Genomic DNA, 10,122 nt, shown 5'->3' on the forward strand with positions numbered 1-10,122 from the left:
ATACGAGTAGTTTACTGCATTGCCTGACGTTGCAGCGCCGCAGGAAACCCGCCGAGCGTGTCCGTGCGGTAGCGAAGCACTGCTTGTGTCGATGCGCTCGCCGATCGCACCTGCACAAAGTGACAGTCATTCGGGAACGGTGCAGAAGCCGGCTCCGCTTGCCAGTCATCCCATTGCACAAGCGAGACATCATCAAACCACGCATATCCCGTATTGGCGGCGGGCGCGGACAAAGTGAAGCGGATGACAATGAAATTCGTGCTGCCCGGAGGAGAAAGCGATGCGCTGCGCTTCACCCACTCAGTCGTGCCGTTAAGCATCGTCCCGATGTCAACTTGCGAGAGAAGAGTGCCTCCAGATCGCAATGAATAGTATTGCGCTTGAATGGCGACACTTGCGGCATTCTCCGTTCGAACATAGCCCACGATGCTGTGCTGCAGCGACGTCAAGAGACGAATTCTAAACTCATTGTTGGCGACTACGTTTTGCGGAACTCCCGTATTTCGGCGCAAACGAATACTGCGCTGACCGCTGTGTGCGAAGTCCGTGTTGTAGCCTTCATCCGCGCTGTTCAGCAGCCAATCGTTCGCGCCTTCATCTTCCATGTTTCCGAAGTAGAGCAACTCGCGGCCGTAGCGAATCTGGAAATTCTCACCATTCAGAACTTCCGCTGACACAGGGTAGCCGATGTCAGGCAACGAGTGCGGCTCGGATATCCACCAACTTCCCGACTGTGCCAATGCCAGCGTGTCCTCACGGAAAGCGGGGATTCGCAGAGTCGTCAGCGTGTCGAATACGATAAACGCGCTGTCCGCTCCCAGCGGACGGATGAGCCACGTGCCAAGCCTGCGCGACATTTCGGTTTCATAGTCCAGAATGTTGCGCGCCAACTCTCCACGCGCCGGCTGCGGAATCCAGTGGTTGATATAGGCCGGATGCACGACGGCTGCATCTACGCCGACGCCTTCAGAGAAGTGCGTGCGCAGAATGACCGTTGGCATGGTTTCCGCATACGTCAGATCGAAAATAAAATTGCCGAGACTGTGCGCGATAAGTTTGCCGTTGTAGACTTCAAATCCCTGAATGATGTGCGGGTGATGTGCGATGACGAGATCTGCGCCCTGGTCGATCGCGTATTGCCTGATCTGCCGTTCCAACGTGTCGGGCACAAGCTCAAAGAGCATGTCTTCGTCGCCGAACGGTTCCTGCTCAGACTGCATCTGCAGGATAGGTTCGAGTGAATACTCGCTTCCCGAATGTGTGTTGATCACGACGAAATCGGCCAGCTGACCCGCAGCAGGGACAGTCGACTCAATCGCGCTGCGATTCCACATGGCAAAGCCAGGCCGCGAACGCGCCGCATCCAGAAACGGCTGCACGTTGTTGTATGAGCCTGTGCGGTCCGAGAAGCTCAGCATGGCAATCGATAGTCCGTTGCGCGACAGGAAGCGCACGCGGCGCGCAAGCTCGTCGTTCATACCTGAACCGTTGTGAACTATTCCCGCCGTGTCCAATACGTACATTGTTTCGAGCATTCCTGCAGTCAAGTAGTCAAAGACGTGATTGTTGGCGAGTGTCACGAAGTCCACGCCCGCGTTCACCAATCCGCTGACATTCGCAGGACGCGACTTGAAAACGATTCCCTTGGTCGGATGCCGTTCCGTCGCCGTTGTCAACGGGCACTCGAGATTCATGGAGGTCAGATCCGCAGTTTGCAACCAGGGATAGGTCGGTTCAAAGAGGGTATCAACGCCCCACGATTCAATGATGCCGTTGTTGTTTTCGTATCCACGCCCCGTAATCACATCCCCCGTGAATGCGAACCAGAGTTGGCGCAAACCTGTCACAGGGGAATCCACGACCACCTGAGTGGCCCAGTTGGCTCGGGAATCGCTGTCGGTCACATCGAGTGTAACAGTGTGACGACTGTGGGCGGGATAGACGCGAGAGGGATTCTGCAAGGACGAGATCGTCCCATCACCGAAATCCCAGCGGTGCGTCAGCCAGGGGCTATCCAAGTCATAGGCAAGTGAATGGAAATTCACTTGAATGGAGTCCGGATGCGAATGACTCTGGATATTCCAGCTGAACTGCACGACAGGGGGAAGGGGTAAGGTTTCCGTTACATCGCGGACTTCATCGAAAAAGACTTCTCCATCCACTGCCACCGTGTCGTTGTCGTTGACAAACCGAAGTTCCGTGATACGCGGCAGATACCCGAAGCGGCCCAGCCAGTCTTCGCCAATCGGAAAGAGCACTTCGTTCCACACTCCATTCTCAAACCACCCTTCGTATGCTGTGTTCCAGCGGAGCGACTGAGGAGCTTCCTTCCCCCAGAGAATGTAATACATCACCTCGACCGAATCTGCCACGCCGAACGCCTGAATCTCACCGAGACGCAGGAGCTTGGCGGCAACGGCCCAAACAGTGTTGGCTCCCACGCTATAGGGCGGAATTGCGATGCGCTTCCAGGAATTTCCAAACATGCGCAGAGAATGAGCCCCCTCATAGAAGTCCTCATCTGAGATTTCGGCACCCGACGGTTCGAGGTCTTCACCCGCGATGCTCAAGAGATTCGGGCTGTCCTCAAAAGACGCAAGAGTAATCCCCGTGTCCGGCGGCAGAGCAAAGTCTACAGGGTCGACGCGGAAGAATCCCAGCGCTTCGACACCCTCCTCGTAGCGATGAAAGTAGAACGTGTCGCTGGTAATCGCCAGAGTGTCCGCATTGAGCATGTCCGCGGACGTGCCGAGCAGAACAGCCCAATAACTCAGGTGAGCGGCAGGAAACCAGTTCAGCAGAAACCCTTCGTCTGTGCGCAGGATTGTCAGTGTTGTGGAAGGTTCGTCGAGAGCCGAATGTCCCGGACGAGTTTGCGTCTGCGCCGAATTCACGGACAGCGTCACGATGACAAGCAGTGAGAGTGCGAAAAGAGCTACCCGCTTCATGGAAGGGGCTCCGCAATAATCTTGGAGAATTGTCGAGGTGCCATGCAGTAAATATAGCGGTGCGTTGGCGGCTTGTCAACCGCATTTTGTAAGTTCTTGGAATAAGATGCTTTGGGTCAGGTTCGCTTCCATCATGCCGGTTCTTGGTAACACGTTGTTAAAATGAGGGTTTGAGGTGTAGACAACTGCTTTCTCTGACGTCGGGGAGGAACTTTGCATTGAAAAGGCCCACCTTTCGGCGGGCCTTGTTTACGTTGTAACTCTGCGTGTCAGTCTAAACTCTTCGCTAATCCCACCTGATTCAATATCCGGTAGACAGTTTTGCGGTCCACACCCGCACGTGTTGCCACGCGGCTGATGTTTCCCTTCTCTTCCGTGAGCAATTGCGAGAAATACTGTGTCTGAAACTGGTCCAGCAGTCGCGCTTTGGCAATGTCATAGGTCAATTGCGCGTCCACTTGAGGTACCCGCTTTGTGGTGGATTGAAGCTGTGCGGGCAAATCTTCTTCTCTGACCACCGATTTGCTCGCCAGCGAAATGGCGCGTTCCACGACATTGCGCAACTCACGCACGTTTCCCGGCCAGTCATAGCTCTGGAAAATTTCCAGAACCTGCGGTGTGAAGCCCTCCAGCGAACGTCCATACGCATCGCCGATCTCTTTAAGGAAGTGATGGGCGAGAGCGGGGATATCATCGGGACGCTTCCGAAGCGGGGGAACGTGCAGGGTCACAACCGCGATTCGAAAATACAGGTCTTCGCGGAACTGTCTTTGCTGAACGGCCTCCTGCGGATCACGGTTTGTCGCGGAGATGATTCGCACATCCAGCGGGATCTCGCGGTTCCCACCTACCCTGCGCACCGTCCGCTCTTGAATGACGCGCAGGAGTTTTGCCTGCATTGCCAATTCCATCTCTGTAATTTCGTCAAAGAAGAAAGTACCGCCCTGTGCTTCTTCGAGCATTCCCTTGCGTGCGGTGGAAGCTCCCGTAAATGAACCTTTTTCATGGCCGAACAACTCGCTTTCGACCAGATTAGCGGGAAGCGCACCACAGTTTACCGCGAGAAACGGCGAACCGTTGCGGCGACTCGCTTGATGCAGTGCGCGGGCAATGATTTCCTTACCGGTTCCCGACTCTCCCTGAATCAATACGGAAGCTTCCGTATCCCCCACGCGCGCGAGCATCTGCATAACTTCGCGCATCGCAGGATCCACCGCGATAATCGAAGAGGAGCCCTTATGCTGAGCCAGCTCATGGCGCAGGCGGTGATTCTCCTGCAGCAGCTTGCGCTCCTTCAACGCGCGCTTGACCGCGTGCACAAGCTGTTCCCGAGCAAATGGCTTGACCACGTAATCCGTGGCGCCTTCCTTCATCGCTTCGACGGCGGTCTCTACAGTTGCGAAGGCCGTCATCATCACGACGGGCAAATCACTGCGCGACCACTTAATCTGCCGCAACACTTCCATGCCGTCGCGGTTGGGAATCATCAAGTCGGTAATCAGGAGATCCGGATCGAATTCGGCAACGGCTTGATCAACGTGCAGGCTGTCGGTCATCGTGCGGACCTCGTAGCCTTCGCGTGACAGTATCATCTGGCAATTTGCAAGCAGATCCGGTTCATCGTCAACAATGAGAATTCTGGAAGACTGTGTCATATTCATGCGGCTGGTTTGTTTGCTGGAAGATTGACCGTGAATGTTGTTCCCTGACCTGTCATGCTGGCGACGTGAATGGCGCCACCGTGATCTTCAACTAAGCGATACGTGATCGCAAGCCCAAGGCCTGTTCCGACTCCGACGTCTTTGGTTGTAAAAAACGGATCGAAAATCTTCGTGAGAATTTCCGCGGGGATACCTGCGCCGTTGTCTTCGACGCGTATCTGGACTCGCGAGTCTATCTGCTCCGCGACGATCCTGATTCGACCTCCTCGCGGCGTGGCATCCATAGCATTGATGATTAGATTGATGAAGACTTGCTCAAGCTCCGTGATCTCGCCGCTGACTGTCGGAAGTTTTGGCGAAATCTCAGAGACCAGCTCGATTCCCCGTTTCTCCACTTCCTTCCGAACCAGCAGCAGCACGCCGTGAATCAGCTGGTCAACATGCAACTCCGCTCGTTTTCCCGAAGACGTGCGGGCAAAAGTCAGGAGTTTGGAGACAATTTTCGAAATGCGATCCGTTTGACGGTGCATCATCGAAAGATGATCAGCCATATCCTCCACAGGACGACCGGACTGTACATCCTCCAAAAGCAGTTCGATGCGGTTCTTGATAATCCCCACCGGATTATTGATCTCGTGCGCGACGCCTGCCGCAAGCTGTCCGGTCGCGGACATCTTCTCCATTTGAACCAGTCCGGCCTGTGCATCCCTCAACTGCTGAGTGCGCTGCTCCACGATCAGTTCGAGGTTTTCATTCTGCCGTTGAATCTCCTGTGCAAGCGCCATTCTTTCCTGGTTTTCTGCGAGGATCGCTCTGTCCGCGCGCACTGCGATGACCCAGACGACGAAGAACAGTGCCAGACCCGTGAGCAATGTGCTTATCAGAATCACGTTGCGCAGCTGCTCGACTTTGCGATACGTGGGTGCAACGTTCATCAGCACTTCAAAAGCAAAGCGGGCGGAGCTGCTGTCGGCTGTCCGGAAGTCCACCGGATAAAAGCCCAACATGTGATCCGTATCGCTCGCAGCAGTCGGCAGATGTCCCGGAGTCTGTTCGCTAACGAGTTTAGAGGACGACTTGCCGGCCAAGGCCGAGAGCAGCATGGAGTTGGTCGGCTCTGACCTCCCTTCCCGTGTCGAATCCGTTGAAAAGACCAGCTTGTGCTGCTTGTCATAAATACTGATGCGCTCGATCTGAAATCCGCTGACAAACGTATGCACAATCCCCGTTAGCTCGCGATGGGCCAGCGGATGATCGAAGGGAAAAGTGTCAAATGTCATTTGCCACGGCTCGAGGTAGAACTTATCAATGGAGCGGGCCAGGTGGCTGACTGCGGCACTGCCGTATTGCTCCGCGACCGAAATGAGATTCGCGCGGCCGAGGCCATAGGCCACAAAGCCGCCAATCCCGACAATCAGGAGATCAAGGAGCAGGAAGTTGAAGGCGAAATAGCGAGTCAGGCGAGGTGCCGGGCGTTGGGGCATGCGCGTGACCCGTTGGAATTATTGGACTTCATAATTGATCTGCGGTAGTTGCTTGGACTGTGACTTTCCTGCCCCACTTCGGCGAAATCGTTGTCATTTGTGTGGCAATTGTTCTACAGTCGTAAAGGTATGAAAAAATTTGAGTAAGTCAATATGCCCCCAAAATGTCCCAGAAAATGATCTAACTCAGCTTAACAAACTACATAGCACGGAAAGTCCTGGGTCGCTTTGTAATATTTTATTTAATATACTCTTATCAAAGTACGTGCGGACCAAATGACGTTGTGGCACACCCGTTGCCATATGCAAAACGGGGACCGCAATGCAGCGTGGCTGTCATGAGTTCCTTCAGTCGTTGCGGTCCTCGCTTCCCCAATCCCTTTTATGCGGTGGCAGCTTCACAGGGCTCGGCCAGGCCCGGCGCGCCCCGCGCCCAGATTATGATACTAACCATAAACACCCGAACAGGTAAACGACCCATGAGACTCAGGCTTCTTAGCACGATTTCACTCGCTCTACTCTGGTGGTCAACAGCAGGCTGGTCTGCTACTCACCATGTGTCAATCCAGAACTTTTCGTTCGCGCCGCAATCGATTTCGATTTCGGCCGGAGACAGCGTGATCTTCACGAACAACGATGTCGCTCCCCACACGGCGACGTCTACGACCGGATTGTTCGACAGCGGCTTTTTGAATGTCGGTGCCGTGTGGGGAACTCAATTTAATTCTGACGGCTCGTATCCATATGTCTGTCTCTATCACTCCAACATGACGGGCGTCATCACGGTAGGTGGTGGACAGGGCACCGACACAGCGTGGGTTGAACTTACCAGTCCGACAGCTCTTCCACTCGCTGACGTGCGATTCTGGGACGCAAACATTGGCTGGATCGCCGGCGAGCAGGGAATCCTGCGCACGACGAACGGCGGAGACTCATGGCAGCTGGTGGGAACGTCAGACGATGCGGAAGCGGTGTTCTTTATTAGTGCGACTGAAGGCTGGGCGTGCGGCAACGATGGCATGATTCTGCACACGACCAATGGTGGTCAGAGCTGGACGCCGCAGAACAGCGGTGTCGAAGAGAAGCTGCGGGACATCTGGTTCACGGACTCGCAAAATGGATGGGCGGTCGGCAGAAACGGTATCCTCATCCGCACGACCAACGGCGGTCAAACCTGGAACCCGCAGAGCAGTCCGGCAACGGACGACTTGCGCGGTATCTACATGCTCGACGGCCAACGCGGCTGGATTGTCGGGTCTGACGGACTGATTCTCTATACGTCGAACGGCGGTGCGAACTGGAATACTCAATTGAGCGTGCCGGGAGGCGAAGAAGACGAATTTGAGGCAGTCGTGGCGATAGACGAGAACCATGCGTGGGCGGCTGGAGGGCAGGGACGAATCTATGCGACCACGAATGGCGGTCTCAATTGGACTCCACAGGCCAGCGGGACGACGGTCGCTCTGCAGGACATCCACGTCCGAGGTTCGGACTTCGGGTGGGTGTGCGGTGCTGGCGGCTTCCTTGCGTCCTTGATGAGCGAGGGAGGAATGTGGCATACGCAAATCCCGCCTGTCGTCGCGACCTTCACGAGCGTTTACTTCGTCAGTGACTCGCTGGGATTTATGGTCACGGGTGACGGGCGCATCTTCCGGCGCAGAATCGCTGAGGTGAGCAGTTCCGCACCGCATGATCATCATCACGCGCACGTCTCGCACATGGATCTCGCACAAAACTACCCTAACCCTTTTAACCCGGCCACGACGATTGAGTTTGTGCTTCCCGCCGCAGGACTAACCACACTGACAATCTATGACATTCTTGGTCAGCAAGTCGCCCAGCCGATACGAGATGTGTTGTCCAGCGGAACACATCGAGTCGAATTCGTCGCCGAGAACCTTCCCAGCGGAGCATATTTCTATCAGCTTCGCAGCAACGACTTGATCGAAACCCGGAAGATGATGCTGCTAAAATGATCTTTCTTCCAAACGATATAGAAGGGGGAGATTCCAGATGAGACGAGTATTACTGGCCGTACTGTGCGGATTCGGAGTAAGTGTTGCCGGAGAAATGTTCACGATCGTGCAGGGCAACGTGGAGAACCTGGTCACGTTCACCAGCGACGCACCGCTTGAACAGGTCGTCGGCAAGACGCATATGGTGACAGGATATGTCTCCCTCCCTGACGGCACGTCCTCAGGTCAGGCTGAGATTCACCTTGACTTGGCATCGCTTGACACGGGCCTCAGTCTGCGCAACAAGCACATGCGGGAAAATCATCTCGAGACGCAGATATTTCCCGAGGCTGTTTTCACGCTCAACACGCTTTTCATTCCCACTGGAAGCCTGCAACCTGGCGAACGCACTGCCGTCAAGGTGAGCGGAGCACTTGCGCTGCATGGAGTGACGCGCGAGATTGCTCCAGAAACGCATCTTACTCTGTCAAACGGCGGCGATGAGCTCAGAATCGAATCCAGTTTCTCAATTTCGCTGAAGGACCATCAAATCAAACGCCCTGAGTTTCTGGTGATGAAACTCGCCGACGAACAGAAGATCGAAGTCAAGTTAGTGGCGAGACGTTCACGTTAGAGACTTCTGCCCGCGCAAAGACGATGAAGCCCTCGGAGAAACTCCGAGGGCTTCTTGTTCCTACCATTGCTTGGTGTGACAGTCTTTTCGCACTTCTTCCACCATCCTCAAGTCAACAAGTTTCTTGAATATTTTTTGAGAGGAGCACGCGCCTCGGCCAAGGGTTAGCGGAACTTATCCTAACTTATCCAGACTTTTCAACGGAATCTCATAACTGAATAACAATAAACGACTTATACAACTGACTAACAATTTCCAAATCTTTCGAAGATTTGTTGCGACATTGCATTGATTGGGTTAGATTTACCATAATTTGCGAAAAAACTGGGACACTACATGACTTCTGAGGGTAGTGGACCGGAATCGCACCTCCCCTCGGATTTGTTGCTCACAATTCAGCAAGCGGCGGATCTGCTGGGAGTCTCCAAGAATACGATACGAAGGTGGTGCCGCAATGGCTTGCTGGAGTGCATTCGTATTAACAGTAGGGGAGATCGCAGATTCACCCGAGAGAGTCTGCATGCGGTTCTCGGTCCAAAGCGAACAGGCAGACCGAAAAGTCTGGAAGAAACGGAAAGCAGTCATGGGGCGAGTTAAGGGACTCCTCCAAGGAAGCTAAGCAGAAAATCAGAATTAGTGCAAAGGCGACTCATGAATGATTTTTGTTCCTATTAGTAAGTGCTGCAAACGTGTTTCGCCATCGATGGCGATGCCAGCCGGTTCGGCAAGCGAATGCTACGTAGTTTAGTGTGCAAATTACTGCACACTTTTTTTGTCGACTGATCATGTTATTGGGGAAGAAGCGTGAAGAAGAATCGCAAGAAAAAAGCAAGTGTTCGCCGAAAGGCGCGCATTGAAGTCGAAGGCGGGGTCTACGTGCTTGACTATCGCCTTGCGACTGAGCAGTTTCATAAGCAGTTAGTCACTAAAGTGCTGAGCGAAGAAGGCGGGAATATCTCTGAGGCGGCGCGGAAACTTGGCGTCAGCCGCAGGACGCTGCAGCTGCAGACCACTAAGCTTCAAATTGACGTGGATTCCATTCGAAATGGTGGTTCTGAGTAGCTGCGCTTCCAAGCACAGCAGACCCAAAATCTGGAGTCATACAGAGGCAAAATGGTTCAAATAAACCTGAGCCGCAAGTCCGGAATCTTCCTGATCGTTCCATAAGATGCTGGAAGTAAAGAGATAGCGATATTTGAGTGCAACTTGCAAACATTGGTATTGTCCTTTTGGTCTATTGACAGACTTCGGATCGTGTCGTAAATTGTGTCGAAATATGATAATCATACTTGGACTGGAGCCGGGGCGGGCTATCCGTCGCGCGGAAGTGATTTCTTATGAAAGTTCGTAGCTGGGTCAGTAGCCTCGCCTTACGGGGTATCAATATAGCAAGACTGCGCGGACATTTGTTGGTCTGCGCAGTTTTCGTTTTCGCAGGTG

7 protein-coding genes are annotated in these 10,122 nt (G+C 54.0%); 4 read left to right on the forward strand and 3 right to left on the reverse strand.

The features are described from left to right. Window positions 1-11 precede the first annotated feature (11 nt). The 3 genes from KJZ99_10020 to KJZ99_10030 all read right to left on the reverse strand — a co-directional run bounded on the left by KJZ99_10020 (window position 12) and on the right by KJZ99_10030 (window position 6,093). On the reverse strand, window positions 12-2,948 hold the full coding sequence (locus tag KJZ99_10020; GenBank protein ID MCL4306240.1) for a CapA family protein: 2,937 nt from the start codon (window positions 2,946-2,948) through the stop codon (window positions 12-14). Window positions 2,949-3,217: 269 nt separating this feature from the next. Further along, a complete protein-coding gene (locus KJZ99_10025; protein MCL4306241.1) occupies window positions 3,218-4,603 on the reverse strand; it encodes a sigma-54 dependent transcriptional regulator in 1,386 nt (461 codons plus the stop codon). A 2-nt stretch (window positions 4,604-4,605) separates the two neighbouring features. Continuing rightward, entirely contained in the window at window positions 4,606-6,093 is a 1,488-nt protein-coding gene (locus tag KJZ99_10030) for a hypothetical protein (GenBank protein ID MCL4306242.1), read from the reverse strand. Window positions 6,094-6,572: 479 nt separating this feature from the next. On the opposite strand from KJZ99_10030, the gene KJZ99_10035 reads away from it, so the two are divergent. The 4 genes from KJZ99_10035 to KJZ99_10050 all read left to right on the forward strand — a co-directional run bounded on the left by KJZ99_10035 (window position 6,573) and on the right by KJZ99_10050 (window position 9,744). After that, the gene (locus tag KJZ99_10035; GenBank protein MCL4306243.1) at window positions 6,573-8,069 is read left to right on the forward strand and encodes a T9SS type A sorting domain-containing protein; all 1,497 of its coding nucleotides are present in this window, start codon (window positions 6,573-6,575) and stop codon (window positions 8,067-8,069) included. A 37-nt stretch (window positions 8,070-8,106) separates the two neighbouring features. Then, window positions 8,107-8,682 (forward strand): YceI family protein, encoded by a 576-nt coding sequence (locus KJZ99_10040; GenBank protein MCL4306244.1) that lies wholly within the window; start codon window positions 8,107-8,109, stop codon window positions 8,680-8,682. 336 nt (window positions 8,683-9,018) lie between these two features. Beyond that, entirely contained in the window at window positions 9,019-9,279 is a 261-nt protein-coding gene (locus tag KJZ99_10045) for a helix-turn-helix domain-containing protein (protein ID MCL4306245.1), read from the forward strand. 207 nt (window positions 9,280-9,486) lie between these two features. Further along, entirely contained in the window at window positions 9,487-9,744 is a 258-nt protein-coding gene (locus KJZ99_10050) for a hypothetical protein (GenBank protein MCL4306246.1), read from the forward strand. Window positions 9,745-10,122 lie beyond the last annotated feature (378 nt).

This window comes from bacterium (genome assembly GCA_023382385.1).
Classification (GTDB): Bacteria; Electryoneota; RPQS01; order RPQS01; family RPQS01; genus JABWCQ01.